Raw genomic sequence first — 16499 nt, 5'->3', positions numbered from 1 at the left:
ATTATTGTTTATGCTCTAAAAAATACTTATATATAACATTCAGATCTATCTCTTTTTAATATTTTTATCATTTCTTATTGATTATATTAATAAAACCATCTTCATTAGTTATATGTTAGTAATTTATTTTTTGTAATTTACTTTATTTCAAAAGTTTCACTTAAATAATTAATTAATAAAATCGTTAATTACTTTACTTTTCTAATCTATTTACCTCTATACTTACCTAATTATTTTTCATCCTTAGTTCAATTTTTTTATAATTATTTTCAAAATATATTTTCATATCTTCTGTTAATTCAATATAGACTACTCTTTTATCATAAACAGATGTAGTTTTAACTATATATTTTTTATTAATATTTTTTTACTATTTGAGTTGCTGCTGGCTTTGCTACTTTGGACTTTGCTTCAAAATCAGTTAGAGTTATTTTTTAGATTTATATATAATATCTAAATAATAATCTTCTTTTTCCGTTATTTAATAGTCTTGCTTTAATATTATAAAGTTATGGTAGTATTTACCCATAAGCTTTACATATATTTCATTATATATAGAAATAAAATTATTCCTATCCCCCCAATTAGTTAAGTGAATTAATTGATTTTTTCAACTAATTATATCATATAGAAAAATTTTACATCTCTCTTTTTATATAAAATTATTAAATATGTTCTGTATTGAATGTGCTTAATCATTTATATGATTTCTAACTCCATTAATATCATTACAATAAAAATAGACTCCGCCTTTTAAAAATCTCACAATATTAACATTTTTAATTACTTACTTTTAGCATTATCAAAATTAAAATCCCAAAATTAAAATTAATCATTGATATATTGCATATAATTTGGTAATATATAGGCTGAAATAAAGATATAATATTTAAATATAGTATAATTTTTATGTATAGGGGAGTAGTTAGCTCTATTTTAGAATGAGTTACTAAGTCAACATATTGAACTTGGTTCTGGCTTAGTATTGAATAACGAGACTTATACGTAGCTTTGCTACGTATAAGTCTTTTTTATTTTGTTATTATTTTATTTAATTATCATTTATACAAGGCAATAAAATCCTAAATATTAATTAGGATTTTGTAATAAATTCTATAATAAAGGAGTTACATATTATGGGTTTCTTTTCAATTTTTATGACAGGAATAGGCTTATCTATGGATGCCTTTGCTGTTTCTTTAGCTAAAGGGATTTGCTTAAAAGAGGATGAATTTAAATATTCTTTTAGAGTTGCGTTATTCTTTGGTGGCTTTCAAGCCTTAATGCCTCTACTTGGCTGGTGGTTTGGTAGATATTTTGAAGATTCTATAAAATCTTTTGATCATTGGATAGCTTTTATACTACTTGGAATTATAGGTGGAAAAATGATAATAGAATCTATTAAAGAGATTCGTGGTGGAGAGAAAGAGGTAGCTTTAGAATGTGAAAGAGATGAATTTTCTTATAAGAAACTAACTATATTAGCTATTGCAACTAGTATCGATGCCTTAGCCGTTGGAGTTAGTTTTGCATTTTTAAGCGTTAGTATTGTTCCTTCTATAACAATAATAGGAATAACTACTTTTTTATTAAGCTTTTTAGCAGTTTTTCTTGGCAAAAAACTTGGTCAGTATGTTCAAAATTATGCTGAAATAATTGGTGGAGTTATTTTAATAGGTATAGGAATTAAAATATTATTTGAGCATTTAATGTAAAATATAGCAAAGTGTAGTTTTTTCTGTTGATTATGAAAATATGATGCTTTTAAATTATATGTAAGAAAAAATAAACCTATAAATTTATCCTAACGATAATTTTGTAGGTTTATTAGTTAACATTCTTTATTATAATAAAACATTAAAAAAGGTTGTAGTTTAAACTACAACCTTTAACAATCTAAATTATCTTCTATTTTGTTCTTTTTTAGCTCTTCTACAAGATATACATCTTGTAGGCTCATTTGTGAATCCTTTTTCTTTATAGAATTCTTGTTCTCCTACTGAAAATACGAATTCACTTCCACAATCTCTACATGTTATTGTCTTATCTGTCATAAATATTCCTCCTGAAATTAAAGATTCTAATTTGATATAATAATCTCTAATTTACGAGAAACTATTTACCTAAACGAAACTTTTTATTGTTAGCAACTTTGCTACCATTTTAGTATAACATAGTCTTTATAACAAAGCAATCTTTTTCTAATAATTTATATTTTTTCTTTTGTGTATTACATATTATTTTATTGCTATCACTATATTTTATTGTTTTAATTACTAAATATCCTTCATTGAAATACTTCTTGGCCATGAAAGTAAATTCTTCTTAGCAATTTTTAATTGTTTTTCATTTGGAAAATTTATATTACAAAAAAAATTATGATAATTAGCTATCCACACAAACTTATCCCAAACTCTTATATTTTCTTTATGTAAATCTAGCATTTCCTCTAACTTAACTTTATGCTTAAAAAGTAAATCTATTTGCATTTTTTCAAATTCATACTGATTATTACATTCAGTATAATATTTAAATATTGTATTAAGATAATTTAAAAACCATTGCCCATCATTATCTATTAATATTTTATTACGTTGAGGGGCTATATCATAATTATTGATATATTTTTGAAGTCTGCTTACTGTTTTATCATCCAATACAATTCTTGGATAACAAGCTAAATTACTTTCAACATAATGTGCATCTAAAAGAGCTGGTCCAAAAACTATATCTTCATTTATATAAAAATCCCCTATACTAACTCCCCCTCTAACAAAAAGACCTTCTAAAGCTAAATTAAATTGATATTCTGATACATTATCTAATATTTCATTTAATTCCTCTTCTCCATCATCTTTTATAGGATAACCTACAATCATATTGTCAGTATATATCTTTATTTTTCCCTCACTATACTTATTTTTAATTATACATTGCTTGTTTTTATTTATAAGAAAACTAATTTCTTTAAGTAGCTCGTTTCCATATTCATTGTTGCATGAATCTACTATCATTTGAGAAAATCCTAATATATCTATAGTACATACTACTGAATTAACAAGCATTGGATTATATTCATTATATTTTTGCATACTTATTCCAACACATCCTTACTTAAATCATTATGTATTATATTTTAACATTTAATATAAGTTGTTGTGAATACTCCTTATACATTAGTTTATCAAATTTTACCTATACTAACTTGATGTACTCCTTCATTACTTTGAATTATTTCAGTATAATTAAATTTTACTATTTTATTCTTAATAGAAAAATCTCAAAAAAATTAGCACCTAGTCACAATTAGGAGCTACTTTTTTTGTATAAAGAATATACATATTCAATACTTCATCTTGTAATATAAATTTGCATATTTAGCAATACCAATTTATTTTTGCTGGATTAGGCTCATCTATTATAGCTACTTTACGTAAAGCATCTTCCATATTTTTGCACTCTATTGATGCAATTTCATCATAAACATCACTATTAGCATTAACACCAATAGATGAATATGCTATTGCCGCAGCACCATAAAATGCAAGTCCTAAAGAACTCGTTATAGTATTAATTGTTGTAGTTGTTGCTCCAATTGCCCTAGCTGCAGCTTGTGCAGCATGATTTCCTTCTGCTTCCCTTGCAGCTACTTGAACTTCCTTAATTACTTTCTTCGCTTCTGTTAATTTAATATTTCCCTCTAGGTATTCATTAACTGCATTTAATGAATTTTTTAAACGAGAATCCTCAGGATAATCTTTTTCATAAATAGGTAAAACATGCTCCCTTGCATAGTCATTGCACCATTTTACAATTGTATTTTTACTTTGTGTTTCTATTAATCTCATAAGAGAAACAATATATGGTGAATCTGCCTTTCCAAGCATTTTTCGTACTTTAGACATAATAACTCCTTTTTTATTGAATATTTTTTAATTTAAAAATCACATAATAATTACTTTTATCACTTAAATTATTATACCATCGAAATGATCCACTTCATGTTGAATAATTTGTGCAGTAAATCCATTAAATATTTGTTTATGCTTCTTAAAATCTCTATCAAGATATTCTACCTCAATTAATTCATATCTCATTGTTTTTCTGAATCCAGTTAAAGATAAACAACTTTCTTCTGCTTCATAGCCTTTATCTTTCTTTAATATAACTGGATTCACCATAGGAACTATTATATCGCCTATACTAAATACTAATATACGTTTTTTAACTCCTATCATATTAGCAGCCATACCAACACAATTCTCTAAATTTGCTCTTAACGTATCCACTAAATCATCAATAACTCCTATATCAGCTTTAGTCGCAGGTTCTGATTTCTGTCCTAGTAATAATATATCCTTTACAATTGGTCTTATCATCTTTATCCTAACCTTTCTAGTTTCTTTATTTAGACTAATTATTTGATTTTTTGAAAATTATATCTACGCACGATAAAATTGTTATAACAAGTACACTAATTCCAAGTACTGTTATAAAAATAAAATTAAACCATTCCGGTAACTTATTTCTCATAAGTGAAATAATGATCAAAAAAAATATCAATAATTCCAAAACATATTCCAATAACTCTGCTTAACTTCTTATATTTTTCTTCTTTTTCTGTATTATTATATACTTTTATAAGTGAACTTCCTTTACCCATTAAAAATATAGCAGTCAGAACAGCAAATACTGCAGACAGTATATATACTATTTCAATCGGGGCTGTAATCTTTATAATAAAACACCTCCTTAAATAAGATTCATATTACTACAATATTAACAATTATTATACATATAATCAATTTACATAAAAAATTTCAATTAATTTAATTTTATATTATAACGCTATAATATTATGGTATTATGTGTAATGATTTATCTTTTCACCTTCCATTAAATAACTAATATCTATCATCATTACTACCAAACTTAAAGTTAAAAATACTCTTACTCATGTTTCCAAAGTAAGAGTATTCAATATTAAGCTATTTATTTAAAATTCCCATTATTTCAAAGAAACCTATACTATTTATAGGCCCATTCTTCTTAACTACTTTAAATGAGTTTCTTAAGTTTTCACATGAAAATTTATACTCTCTTTTTTAATACTGGTACATAAATATCCATTACAGTACCTATAGTTGGATGGCACCTTTCATCATAGTATTCAAAGTCTAATTTTGTTTCATCAAATACATATCCACTATCTTTAAACCATTCTTCAAATATATATTTCCATGTTTGTTTAATTACATTTGCAAATTCATTATTTTCAATTTCTGTACTTGTATTAACTGGGGGAGTTGTAAATACAGCATAAGTTGCTTCTGGAACCTCTACTGTAATCATATCATCAGTAACATCGTTAAAATCATTGACTATAACACCAAGCATATAAGTTGCTTCTCCGTTATCCTCACTTGATGGAATACATAATCCCACTTCACCGTGTTTTGGTGGATTTAATATTTGATACATTTTGCTTTCTAAATTTTCGCCATCATAATTAATCCAAAAAGAAGCTACATCTTTTGTATAATTGCCATTAGTTATATTAGTTTTTATACCATAACCTGCAACCTTAAATGCAGGTTTTTCAATAATAGTTGGCTTCATAAAATCCCCTCCAAATTTTAGTATTAATTCCTTTTCCAAATTTCTATCCATACGCTTTAAATACTGCGTAGGACTAAACCCAAATTCTTTTTTGAAAGCTTTAGAAAAACCATTATGAGTTTGAAATCCATACTCTAAAGCTATATCTATTATTTTCTTATCATTAAACAAATCCTCTGCTGCCAATGAAAGTCTTCTTTTCTTTACATACTCCATTAAAGTTATCCCTTTGTTAATATTAAACACCCTTGAAAAATGAAATGTAGAATAACCACACTCATTAGCTATTAATTCTGGTGATAATTCATTTTTAATATTTTTTTCAATGTAATCAATACATAGTGCTATTGCATCATTATAATTCAAATTCTCACCGCCCCTTTCCCCACGTGGTAACTATAGTATAACATCACAAATATAATAAAACTGTTCCTAATTTGCTAAAATTAAACTATAAAAAATAGTTAGTAATACATATTTATATTACTAACTATTTTTTATAATAATTAATTCAATCTAGTAAATTATCTTTTCATATTCATAATTTTTTAATAGTATATAAAATTCATATTTTATATTATTATTAATCTAATTCAGCAAAAATTTCTACAACATCAGGATCATAATGAGAGAAAAAAGCACTTTCTGCTTTGTCTAATTTTACAATCTTCTTCATATCATAATCATCTAGTTTAAAATCAAATATATTAAAATTCTCAATCATTCTTTCTTTATGAACAGACTTAGGAATAACAATAACACCTCTTTGAATTAAATATTTTAATGCAACTTGAGCTGTAGATTTATTATATTTCTCTCCTACTTCTTTTAAGGTTTCGTTTGTAAATATATTATTTTTTCCTTCTGCAAATGGTGCCCAAGATTCAATTTGCACCCCATATTTATCCATAACCTCTTTAGATTTTACTTGTTGATTAAATGGATGTGTTTCAACCTGATTAATTGCTGGAACTACTTCATTAAATTTAATAAGATCTACTAATCTATCTGGATAAAAATTACTTACTCCTATAGCTCTTATCTTTCCTCCTTTATACATTTCTTCCATAGCTCTATATGTGCCATAATAATCATTGAAAGGTTCGTGTATTAATACTAAATCCAAATATTCTAGCTGAAGCTTTTTAAGTGATTCCTCTATAGAAATCTTCGCCTTTTCATACCCAGCATTTGATATCCATACTTTAGTTGTAATAAATAATTCTTCTCTTGGAACATTGCACTTTTTAATTGCTCTTCCTACAGCTTCTTCATTACCATATGTCTGAGCAGTATCAATTGAACGATATCCTACTTCAATTGCATCTAATACACATCTCTCACATTCCTTTAAATCTTCAATTTGATAAACCCCAAATCCTAAAATAGGCATTTTCACCCCATTATTTAAATTTACATATCTCATATATTCTCCTATTTCCATGAACTATTTTTCATATATTTATTACTACTATTTTCTATTATTATTTATACCATATTTAGATTTATTTTTATATTTAAGAACATGCTTTTCATACTATTGAATACTTGTTCTTATTTAAATACATAATATTGACTTTAACTTTACATATACATTCATTTAATTTCTTCATACTAGATAGTGTAGGATATTAAAATTGAAATTATTAAGTAACACTACTTAAATCTACCAATATACTATTACTGATGATGCTTACGACAATATCAATATAAAGGAGTATTATATGTATAATAACCAATTTTTCTCTTATCCCTATCATATAAATCAATCTACTTATTTCTCCTACAATTCAATGAGGCAAAACACAGTACAAAAGTTTTCAGCCTTTAGTGGTACCGTTACAATGATTGAAGATTTTTACACAGGTCAAAATGATACATCAACAGGCTGTTATAAATTAATGTCGCTAGAAACTGTGGACATGGGGCCTGTAAATTTTATAATTTCTCCAGAAACTTACTTCGTAAATCATGTAGTGATTGAAGTCGGCGACGAGGTAACGGGATTTTACGATGCAAATGCACCTGTTGTACTTATTTATCCTCCACAATATCGTGCAATTGTTATGGCTAAAAACACAGGAGCTGAAAATGTTACTGTAGACTATTTTAATAAGCAACTTATGAGCAGCGATGGAAATTTAAAATTAAACATTGGCCCATCTACAGAAGTAATTCTAACAAATGATCAAATTTTTAATATATACCCTGGAAATAGAAACCTAATTGTTGTTTATGGTCCTACAACATTTAGCATCCCCGCCCAAACTACTCCATATAAAATTATTGTTCTTTGTTAAATCAAAATGTGTTATATTAGCGCATATAATTTATTTACAGCAAAGTCTTTCTAAAAAAATAGGATTGCCTTTAAATACTAAAAAATTCAGCAGAGGCTTCCTATTTTTGTAACTATTTAAGTTGCAATTATTTAAGTTAAATAAGAATTAATTTCATATAAATTTTTATAAATATTTAACATAAAAATTACTGGTTACTAGAAAAAATCTCACTTACTATGGTATGCTTCTCCGTATTGCTAATAATTTAGATTTTTAAAATTACTAACAAAATATTATTTTCTTCTAGCTCTCTCTATGTTATATATTCTTTTTTCCCATTCGCTTCCTTTTATATCACTATATTTAAATACCCTTATAACTTCAATATCTATATCTTTTTTAAATAGAAACACTATAAACATTAGTTTTCCTTGCATACATTTTTTAGTTACAATTGATTTTTTCTTAAATCACATTATTCCCTCTAACAAATATTAGATATATAATTTTTGTTAACTACAACAAAAATTTTTCTTCATAAAAAATTGTAATAAAAACATAAACCATTTAAAATTCTTTTTAATATTTAAATTTAATTTAATTTTTCAATTATATTATCCATCTTAAGTAATTTCATGAGCAAAAACATTTTTAAATTTTATCCTGATTTAAAATTAAATTAAATTGCTTTTTCCCTATAAACATATCTATATAAAAAAATAGCTATTGCAAAAGCAATAGCTATTTTTTATTCTATAAAATCTCTCCGTTACTTTTAATAACTTCTTTATACCAATCAAAGCTCTTCTTTTTTCTTCTCTCTAGGGTTCCATTTCCATCATCATCTTTATCCACGTATATAAACCCATAACGTTTTTTCATTTCTCCTGTAGATGCACTTATTAAATCAATTGGCCCCATGTTGTATACCCCATAAGATCTACACCATCTTTTACAGCCTCTTTCATAGCATTTATATGCTCTCTTAAATAATCAATTCTATAATCATCCTCTATTATGCCATCTTCCTTAACAACATCTACTGCTCCAAGCCCATTTTCTACAATGAATATAGGAACCTCATACCTATCATATAATGTATTCAAGGAGTATCTTAAGCCCTCTGGGTCAATTTGCCATCCCCATTCAGATGATTTAAGATAAGGATTCTTAACCATTTTAAATATATTTCCCTCTGCCTTTTCAAGACTTTCAGCATCAGTACTTGCTACTCTACTCATATAATAGCTCATTCCTATAAAATCTACAGTATTTTCTTTTAGTACCTTTTCATCTTCTTCAGATATATTTATAGAAATATTATTTTCCTTAAAGAATCTCTTTTGATATCCAGGATACTTACCTCTAACTTGAACATCAGCGAAGAATATAGTTCTTCTATCCTTATCTAAAGCCTCTAATGCATCAAGTGGATTGCAAGTCATAGGATATACGCATCCATAGTTAATCATACATCCTATCTTTCCGTCCTCTATAATTTCATGGCAAGCTTTAACAGCTAAAGCACTTGCAACAAGCTGATTATGTGCTCCCTCATAGCTTAATTGTCTTGGATTTTCTCCTTCTTTAGGAATAATCCCCCCGCATGTAAATCTCATTACTGTAATACTATTTATTTCATTAAATGTAAGCCAATACTTCACTTTATCCTTATATCTTGTAAAAACTACCCTTGCATATCTTTCAAAAAAACTTATAAGTTTTCTATTTGTAAATCCACCATAATCACTTGATAAACCTAATGGCATTTCATAATGAGATAGTGTTACTACTGGCTCTATTCCATTTGCTATTAATTCATCAAATACATTATCATAGAACTTTAATCCCTCTTCGTTTGGAACCTCTTCATCTCCATTAGGAAATATTCTGCTCCAAGCTATAGATAATCTTAAGCATTTAAAACCCAATTCTTTAAAAAGTTTTATGTCTTCTTTATATCTATGATAAAAATCAATTCCTGTATGCGCTGGATAATCTCCCTCTGGAGGTATAACTGGTGCACTCATCATTCCTCTTGGAAGTACGTCTGCTGTAGATAGCCCTTTTCCACCTTCTAAATAAGCTCCTTCAACTTGGTTAGCTGATATTGCTCCTCCCCATAGGAAGTCCTCTTTAAAACCTAAAGCCATAATATCACTCCTATTCTATCATTAAGATAATTTGTTCTGCTAGATCCTTTGCAAGCATAGCATTCATTAAATGGTCTTGAGAGTGAACTAATAATAAACTAAATTCACATGGGTTACCTTGCATTTCTCCTTGAAGTAGTTCAGTCTGAATTCTATGAGCATCAAGTAAATTTTTCTTTGCTTCCTCAAGCAACTTTAAGCTCTTTTCTTTATCTCCTTCTCTTGCTACTTTTATTGCTGTAATAATTGAGCTTCTAGCATCTCCAGCATACATAATTATATTCATTGCACTATTTAAAATTCTTTCGTCCATACTATTCCTCCAACTTAAACTTTTTCCCTGATGTAATATATTTTAGTAATTCCAAGTGAGAGTCGCATACAGTTGCTATTACATTTCTTCTATTATCTAATGTAATATCTTCACATGCTACTAGTACCTCTCCTTTATAATTAAAATAATTATTGTTATTAATTAATACAGTTCCCATAGGAACAATTCTTTCTTCTTTAGTTGTTGATTCTATTTCCTTATTCTTTAGTTCTTTTCTTCCCATTGTATGTCTTATTACTGAATCGCTAACATCCCATCTATTTTGAAGTATTTTATTAAACACCGATTTTTCTATATCTGTCACATTTTCTAGAGTTACTTTTAAGGATATTATATCTTCATCTAGATTTGCAAGAGCCTCTAATTCCTCATCAGTTGCAAAAGCATTCCCTATTATTACATCATCTATTCCTATAGCAAATAATTCTTGTGCTTGCACTGTAATATCAATTCCTCTATGTTTTTCTAATGTACATAATCCATCATTAGCTAACCATGGCCCTAATCTTCCTCCATTTGTTGCATCTACAAAAGCTGCTGTGTGTAGCCCTAAGGATTTATGCCTACTATGGCAAGTCTTTAAATACTCTAGTCCTAAACCAGTATCTTTTTCAGGGTAGAAGTTGTGACAAGTCACAAGCTTCCCCCTCTTACAACCTATATCTAGAATATTATTTACATACCCACTATTAAAGGAACCATTTACTTCTATATCTAGATTATATTTATTAAATGTAACCATTGACTCATAAAATCCATTAAACATTCCATCTAATCTAAGTCCAGTTGCTCCTAAATCCTTAAAGAATTTTAGATCCATTGGATTTATTTCGATTATTTTTAGAACTTCAGGATTTATATCTATGAAAACTCTCATCCCTAAATCTCTTGATAGAGTTAATAATTCCCTATACTTTTCAACTTGATTTAAAGCTTTTTCTTTATCACTATCTAATTCAAGCATTGAAGTAAAGACTCTACTATAACCTAATCTAGCTGCCTTTTCAATATAAGATTTATTTTCTTCAGTACTACTATTTAATGGATATATACTAATTCCTATTCCCATATGGCGTCCTTTCTGAATACACTATGATTTACTCAATAATTCCTTTTCTTCGTTTTTCTCTATTAATTTAATAAATGGAATATATAACAATGTAACTATTGCAATATTAACTATTGACAATACTGCTCCAGTCCAGTGCATACCTGTGGCCAAGAATCCATTTAATATTGGTGGTGTTGTCCAAGGAACTGATGCTACAACTGGATGAACAAATTGGAACTTAATTGCTAAATAAGATACTGCACTTATAATTGATGGTCCTATAACAAATGGTATAAATAAGTATGGATTTAAAACTATTGGAAACCCAAATATTATTGGTTCATTTATATTAAATGCTCCTGTAGGACCTGCAAGTGATAATAATATCTTATGTCTCTTTCTATTAGTAATAAACATAGCAATTATTAAAGCTATTGTACATGATGCTCCACCCATATTTACGAATGAAGATATAAATTGGTATGTTAATGTATTATATTGAGACCAATCACTAACACCTTGAGCATACATTTCAATATTTGCCATTCCAAGTGGTGATAAAACTGCTGCAAGTATTGGTCCTACAATATTTGAACCATGTATTCCAAAGAACCATAGGAATGATACAATAAATGGTGCGAATATTGCTGTTACTAAATTATCACTAAAACCTTGAAGTGGCTTTGTTATAGCCAAATTAACTAATTCATTAAATGATTTACCATTAGCAAATCTCATTATTGAATAAGATATAACTGCAAATATAATTATTGTTAACATTGTTGGAATTAATTTTGAGAACGAATCACTAACTGCTGCTGGTACTACATCTGGCATTTTAATTTTAAATGCTTTTACACGTGATAATCTATGAAGTATTTCAACTGATATAAGAGCTATAATCATACAGCTAAATAATGAATCTGCACTAAAATTAGTATATTTTATAAATCCAAAAGCTCTAATTGGAGCTTCTTCTCCATTTGGAACTTGTGCCATCCATGGAATTAATACAAAATATGAAGCTAATGCTACACATAAACCATCTAGTCCATTATGGCCATAATTTTTCCAAAGTGATTGTCCAACTGTTGCACAAACAAATAGTCCATACATAGCAAGACATCCCCACCAAATATTTTGTGTTATATTCCAAATTACTTGGCCCGCTTCTGTATTTGTAATAAAGTTTTGGTATGATTCCACTTGTAGATTTTGAACTAATGTAGCCATTGAAGCAAGTATAATAATTCCTACTAAACTTACCATGCCAGCTGATATAGCTCTAATATGTACTTGGTTACCAACCTTATTAGCAACTGGCATTACTTTTCTTTCCATATAATCCATGATTTTTTTCATTATTAATTACCTCCTTTTAAACTTAAAGCCAATTCTAAAACTGCCTTACCGTTCATCATTCCATATAATTGCATTGGAACGATCTCTACTGGGATATTCTTCGGAGCAGCTATTGCCCTAATTTCATCAATCATAAACTTTACTTGTGGTCCAAGTAATATAACATCACATTCATCTAAATGCTCAGATATTACTGCTTCTGGAATAGCTTTTATTGATGCCTCAATATTTCCTGATTCTGCTGCCTCATTCATCTTATTTACTAATAATGATGTTGACATTCCTACTGCACATGCTAAGATAATTTTCATCATAAATATCTCTCCTAATTATAAATATTTTTCTCATCTTTATCCCAAGCAAATTTCATGCCAAAGTTAGAAAGCTATAAAAAAAGAAGGCTCTACCTCCTTTTTTATACACTATTTCAAATTTTAGTTATACACTAAACTTAAATTTATACACCAATTAATAATTTTAATTATCACCTTTTAATTTTAAAGCTATCTCTAAAACTGCCTTACCATTCATCATTCCATATAGTTGCATTGGAACAATTTCTACTGGAATATTCCTTGGAGCAGCTATTGCTCTAATTTCATCAATCATAAACTTTACTTGTGGTCCAAGTAATATAACATCACATTCATCTAAATGCTCAGATATTGCTGCTTCTGGAATAGCTTTTATTGATGCTTCAATATTTCCTAATTCCGCTGCCTCCTTCATCTTGTTTACTAATAATGATGTTGACATTCCTGCTGCACACGCTAATATAATTTTTGTCATAAAAATCTCTCCTTTATAAATATTTTTCCTCACATTTATATCAAGCAAATTCCATGCCAAAACCTGAAATATTTAGAAAAAGATATATTTTCCTCATTTTTATATACTATTTTTAGCTTCAATTTATACACTAAACTTAAATTTATGCAACGCCTTAAAAATTCCGCTATAATTTATACAGTATAGTTAATAAATAACATAGCTCATCTAATTTAAACTGAATATTAAATTTATCCTCTATATTTTTAAGTGCATATTTAATCTGCCTTATCTCCTTTTCGTAATAAATTAATAAGTATTCCTTATTTTTATACTCCTTACACTTTTTATTTAATGCTAAATTCTCTGTTGTTGCTAATAAATGAAATACTATAGCTATTAAAGTATCCTTGTCAAATTGGTAACTTAATTCACTTTCTATCCATATCTTAAAAAATTCAAACTCTTTTTTAAATGTTTCTATATCAATCCCATTAATTTTATCTATTAGCTTATTGAATACCTGTTCACTTATAATACTTAAATCCTCATCTGTCTCAGCCCTTTTACCTACTTGTGTTGCTTTTATCATTTTTTCAAGCTCACAATACTTATTTAACATTATCAAGTCTGTTATAGAAATGAATGGCACCCCATATATCATTGGATCAATACTACCTACAACTGCTATTATATTTTTATCCTTACTTAACTTACCTATAATATTATTAATATTTTCATGACTTGTAATTGCAGCTGTAACTATTTCTGTGTTTGTTCCTAAGAGATTTATATTGTCCTCTATTAATTTCTTAATCTTTTGAGCACTTCCTTCTCCAGTAGTGCAGGCTGTAATAATAATATTTTCTTTTTTTGTATTAGATGCATCCTTATATCTGTTATCCATTAATGTCATCTTTTGTTTATTTAATATGGAATCATAAATAATATCAATATTCCTCTCAAACTCTGCGTGCCTTGCAACCTCTAAAGCTGTTATTGTTGTTACACAATCTATAACTCTTATCTTAATTAAAAGCTCTTCAGCAATTAAATCACCAAACATAATTAATGATCCCATATCTACTAGTAATAGAACTCCAGCTTCATTACTATTTTTTCTTACTAATTCTTTTAGTTCTTCATAACAAGTCCTTGAATCCTTATTAAGCTCCATATCATAAGCTTGTACAGTATCTATTCCAAGTAATGAATTTACGGTTTCTGCCATAGATGATGCACTACTTCTTCCATGCATGCTTATTATTACCCTAGGTAACTTATTCTTAAGATTACTTTCAATTGTATCTATGCATAAGAACATTGCAATAAATGCTATTTCATCAAGAGGTACTCGAACCTCTAACTCTCCTTCTATTCCTTTTATAAAATTTCTAACTAGTTCAAACTCCCTGTGATGATTTTCTATTACATTAAGCAAATTTTTATTTACTACAGTCTTATTTTCTCCTAGTCTTTTTATGCTTGAATCAAAATGCATACAAAGCCCATAGAAAACCTTCTTAGAAAACTTCTTAGAAAGTTCCTTCTCTGCTAAGGCTAATAAAGTCTCTATATACATAATACTTTTCTTGCTAACTACTTTCTCAAGCTCAATATTATTATTCACACCTTCTATATAACTTTTAAATTGCCCATTAATCTCAAATCTAATTATGGTATCGATATCATCTTGATTATCATATCTGCTACTTAAGTCCTTCAATCTTTTTTCTATCTTGTCATAGAACGATTCATACTTAATCTTATTTTTAGGAGTGCTTATTCTACATTCTCCATTACAACTGAAAGTTAAAAAGTCACTTTTTCCCAATATGCTTTTCATCTCATTCTCAAAATCCTTTTCATAAATACCATACTTTCTTATATGATCCGGAAGATGGATAACCTCAATTTCAACTTTATCACGGTTTAAATGAATAGCATCTAAAAAAGCATTAGCACATATTAGCTTTATATCACTTTTAAGCTGCCCTATATTACCTAAACACTCATAATTTAAAAGGTTCTTTATAACAGCAACATTAACTACTATTTCCTTCTTAATTCTACTAGCCTCTTCCTCAATAAAGGCTTGTGCTATTTTAAACCTCTCCTTCTTATTCCTTTCCTTTAAAGAAGGTATATTTATTGACATAGGAATTCTTCTTGTAAATGTATCTAATAATGAATCCTCTTTTCTTGCTGTAGTAGCACAAATAATTAATACATCTACATGCTTTTTCTCAATTGAGCCAATTGGTGAAAATACTCCCTTATCCATTAAATAGAATAAGGTTTCTTGTCCCTCTGGTGGTAATCTATGCACCTCATCTAGGAACAATATTCCCTTATCTGCTGACTCTACAAGGCCAGAATAATCCTTATTAGCTCCAGTAAAAGCCCCCTTAACATATCCAAAAAGCTGTGATAGTAAAATCTGAGGGTTATTACTATAATCAGCACAATTTAAAGTAACAAATGGCGCCTCTTTACTTAACTGCCCTTTCTCTATTGCATACTCATACATTTTCTCTGCAAACATGGTTTTTCCAACTCCTGTTGGTCCAAGTAATAGAGTGTGAAGTCCTCTTGGTGGGTAACTAATAGCTGCCTTTGCTTGCTTTATTGGTTTCTTTAAACTTCCTTCGAATCCAATAAAATTATTAAATGCATCTGCCTTTTCTTTATTGTTTATATATTGATTTTTCTCGATACATGTGTAAACAACAGGCCTACCTTCGCATTTTTTTATTAATCCATCCCTTACAAGTCTATTTAGCTCACTGCTTGCATTTGTTCTTTTAATTCCTATTCCATCTGCTACCTCTTTTGTTGTAACACCTATTGCTTGGTTGTTCTTTTTTTGTCTTCTAATTGTATCTAATATGAAATTATATATTTCTTCATATCTGTTATCCTTAGTCATA

At 28.0% G+C, this 16499-nt stretch carries 16 protein-coding genes and 1 pseudogene; 2 read left to right on the top strand and 15 right to left on the bottom strand.

Features of this window, described 5'->3' with window-relative positions:
- Positions 1-1136 precede the first annotated feature (1136 nt).
- Positions 1137-1715: a manganese efflux pump MntP family protein gene (locus J7M87_RS06230; protein WP_291649731.1), complete on the top strand. Its 579-nt coding sequence runs from the start codon at positions 1137-1139 to the stop codon at positions 1713-1715.
- A 186-nt stretch (positions 1716-1901) separates the two neighbouring features.
- Here the strand turns inward: J7M87_RS06230 and J7M87_RS06225 are convergent, their stop codons facing one another.
- The 7 genes from J7M87_RS06225 to J7M87_RS06200 all read right to left on the bottom strand — a co-directional run bounded on the left by J7M87_RS06225 (position 1902) and on the right by J7M87_RS06200 (position 7045).
- Positions 1902-2054 carry a zinc-ribbon domain-containing protein gene (locus J7M87_RS06225; protein ID WP_291649729.1) on the bottom strand — a complete coding sequence of 51 codons (153 nt, stop codon included), beginning with the start codon at positions 2052-2054 and terminating at the stop codon, positions 1902-1904.
- Between the two features lie 222 nt (positions 2055-2276).
- Positions 2277-3092 carry a hypothetical protein gene (locus tag J7M87_RS06220; protein WP_291649728.1) on the bottom strand — a complete coding sequence of 272 codons (816 nt, stop codon included), beginning with the start codon at positions 3090-3092 and terminating at the stop codon, positions 2277-2279.
- Between the two features lie 285 nt (positions 3093-3377).
- Positions 3378-3905 (bottom strand): putative immunity protein, encoded by a 528-nt coding sequence (locus J7M87_RS06215; protein ID WP_291649726.1) that lies wholly within the window; start codon positions 3903-3905, stop codon positions 3378-3380.
- A gap of 63 nt (positions 3906-3968) precedes the next feature.
- Positions 3969-4379 (bottom strand): peptide deformylase, encoded by a 411-nt coding sequence (locus J7M87_RS06210; RefSeq protein ID WP_291649724.1) that lies wholly within the window; start codon positions 4377-4379, stop codon positions 3969-3971.
- 143 nt (positions 4380-4522) lie between these two features.
- Positions 4523-4702: a DUF3784 domain-containing protein gene (locus J7M87_RS20425; protein WP_365844753.1), complete on the bottom strand. Its 180-nt coding sequence runs from the start codon at positions 4700-4702 to the stop codon at positions 4523-4525.
- A gap of 389 nt (positions 4703-5091) precedes the next feature.
- Positions 5092-5985: an AraC family transcriptional regulator gene (locus J7M87_RS06205; protein WP_291649723.1), complete on the bottom strand. Its 894-nt coding sequence runs from the start codon at positions 5983-5985 to the stop codon at positions 5092-5094.
- 217 nt (positions 5986-6202) lie between these two features.
- Positions 6203-7045, bottom strand: a complete 843-nt coding sequence (locus J7M87_RS06200) for an aldo/keto reductase (protein WP_291649721.1) — start codon at positions 7043-7045, stop codon at positions 6203-6205.
- Positions 7046-7343: 298 nt separating this feature from the next.
- On the opposite strand from J7M87_RS06200, the gene J7M87_RS06195 reads away from it, so the two are divergent.
- Positions 7344-7919 carry a hypothetical protein gene (locus J7M87_RS06195; RefSeq protein WP_291649719.1) on the top strand — a complete coding sequence of 192 codons (576 nt, stop codon included), beginning with the start codon at positions 7344-7346 and terminating at the stop codon, positions 7917-7919.
- Between the two features lie 275 nt (positions 7920-8194).
- Here J7M87_RS06195 and J7M87_RS06190 read toward each other — a convergent pair whose 3' ends face one another.
- From J7M87_RS06190 to J7M87_RS06155, 8 genes and pseudogenes are all read right to left on the bottom strand, one after another.
- Entirely contained in the window at positions 8195-8323 is a 129-nt protein-coding gene (locus tag J7M87_RS06190) for a hypothetical protein (protein ID WP_291649716.1), read from the bottom strand.
- Positions 8324-8654: 331 nt separating this feature from the next.
- Positions 8655-10054: pseudogene (locus J7M87_RS06185) on the bottom strand (glycoside hydrolase family 1 protein).
- 10 nt (positions 10055-10064) lie between these two features.
- Positions 10065-10367: a PTS lactose/cellobiose transporter subunit IIA gene (locus J7M87_RS06180; protein WP_291649714.1), complete on the bottom strand. Its 303-nt coding sequence runs from the start codon at positions 10365-10367 to the stop codon at positions 10065-10067.
- A gap of 1 nt (position 10368) precedes the next feature.
- A complete protein-coding gene (locus J7M87_RS06175) occupies positions 10369-11457 on the bottom strand; it encodes a MupG family TIM beta-alpha barrel fold protein (RefSeq protein ID WP_291649713.1) in 1089 nt (362 codons plus the stop codon).
- 21 nt (positions 11458-11478) lie between these two features.
- Positions 11479-12801, bottom strand: a complete 1323-nt coding sequence (locus tag J7M87_RS06170; RefSeq protein WP_291649711.1) for a PTS transporter subunit EIIC — start codon at positions 12799-12801, stop codon at positions 11479-11481.
- A gap of 2 nt (positions 12802-12803) precedes the next feature.
- Positions 12804-13115: a PTS sugar transporter subunit IIB gene (locus tag J7M87_RS06165; RefSeq protein WP_291649709.1), complete on the bottom strand. Its 312-nt coding sequence runs from the start codon at positions 13113-13115 to the stop codon at positions 12804-12806.
- A gap of 163 nt (positions 13116-13278) precedes the next feature.
- Positions 13279-13590, bottom strand: coding sequence for a PTS sugar transporter subunit IIB (locus J7M87_RS06160; RefSeq protein ID WP_291649707.1), 312 nt, complete (start codon positions 13588-13590; stop codon positions 13279-13281).
- 166 nt (positions 13591-13756) lie between these two features.
- Positions 13757-16498, bottom strand: coding sequence for a sigma 54-interacting transcriptional regulator (locus J7M87_RS06155; RefSeq protein WP_291649704.1), 2742 nt, complete (start codon positions 16496-16498; stop codon positions 13757-13759).
- Between the last annotated feature and the right edge of the window lies 1 nt (position 16499).

The organism is Clostridium sp. (assembly GCF_017888565.1).
In the GTDB taxonomy this organism is placed as follows: Bacteria; Bacillota; Clostridia; order Clostridiales; family Clostridiaceae; genus Clostridium.
The sequence above is the reverse complement of the archived record's forward strand: the minus strand, read 5'-3'. Positions and strand labels throughout refer to the sequence as shown.

Bases quoted from the DNA above. Each gene is read 5' to 3' on its own strand.
- J7M87_RS06230 (WP_291649731.1), top strand. From the start codon at position 1,137: ATGGGTTTCTTTTCAATTTTTATGACAGGAATAGGCTTATCTATGGAT.
- J7M87_RS06225 (WP_291649729.1), bottom strand. From the start codon at position 2,054: ATGACAGATAAGACAATAACATGTAGAGATTGTGGAAGTGAATTCGTA.
- J7M87_RS06220 (WP_291649728.1), bottom strand. From the start codon at position 3,092: ATGCAAAAATATAATGAATATAATCCAATGCTTGTTAATTCAGTAGTA.
- J7M87_RS06215 (WP_291649726.1), bottom strand. From the start codon at position 3,905: ATGTCTAAAGTACGAAAAATGCTTGGAAAGGCAGATTCACCATATATT.
- J7M87_RS06210 (WP_291649724.1), bottom strand. From the start codon at position 4,379: ATGATAAGACCAATTGTAAAGGATATATTATTACTAGGACAGAAATCA.
- J7M87_RS06200 (WP_291649721.1), bottom strand. From the start codon at position 7,045: ATGAGATATGTAAATTTAAATAATGGGGTGAAAATGCCTATTTTAGGA.
- J7M87_RS06195 (WP_291649719.1), top strand. From the start codon at position 7,344: ATGTATAATAACCAATTTTTCTCTTATCCCTATCATATAAATCAATCT.
- J7M87_RS06190 (WP_291649716.1), bottom strand. From the start codon at position 8,323: ATGTTTATAGTGTTTCTATTTAAAAAAGATATAGATATTGAAGTTATA.
- J7M87_RS06180 (WP_291649714.1), bottom strand. From the start codon at position 10,367: ATGGACGAAAGAATTTTAAATAGTGCAATGAATATAATTATGTATGCT.
- J7M87_RS06175 (WP_291649713.1), bottom strand. From the start codon at position 11,457: ATGGGAATAGGAATTAGTATATATCCATTAAATAGTAGTACTGAAGAA.
- J7M87_RS06170 (WP_291649711.1), bottom strand. From the start codon at position 12,801: ATGAAAAAAATCATGGATTATATGGAAAGAAAAGTAATGCCAGTTGCT.
- J7M87_RS06165 (WP_291649709.1), bottom strand. From the start codon at position 13,115: ATGATGAAAATTATCTTAGCATGTGCAGTAGGAATGTCAACATCATTA.
- J7M87_RS06160 (WP_291649707.1), bottom strand. From the start codon at position 13,590: ATGACAAAAATTATATTAGCGTGTGCAGCAGGAATGTCAACATCATTA.
- J7M87_RS06155 (WP_291649704.1), bottom strand. From the start codon at position 16,498: ATGACTAAGGATAACAGATATGAAGAAATATATAATTTCATATTAGAT.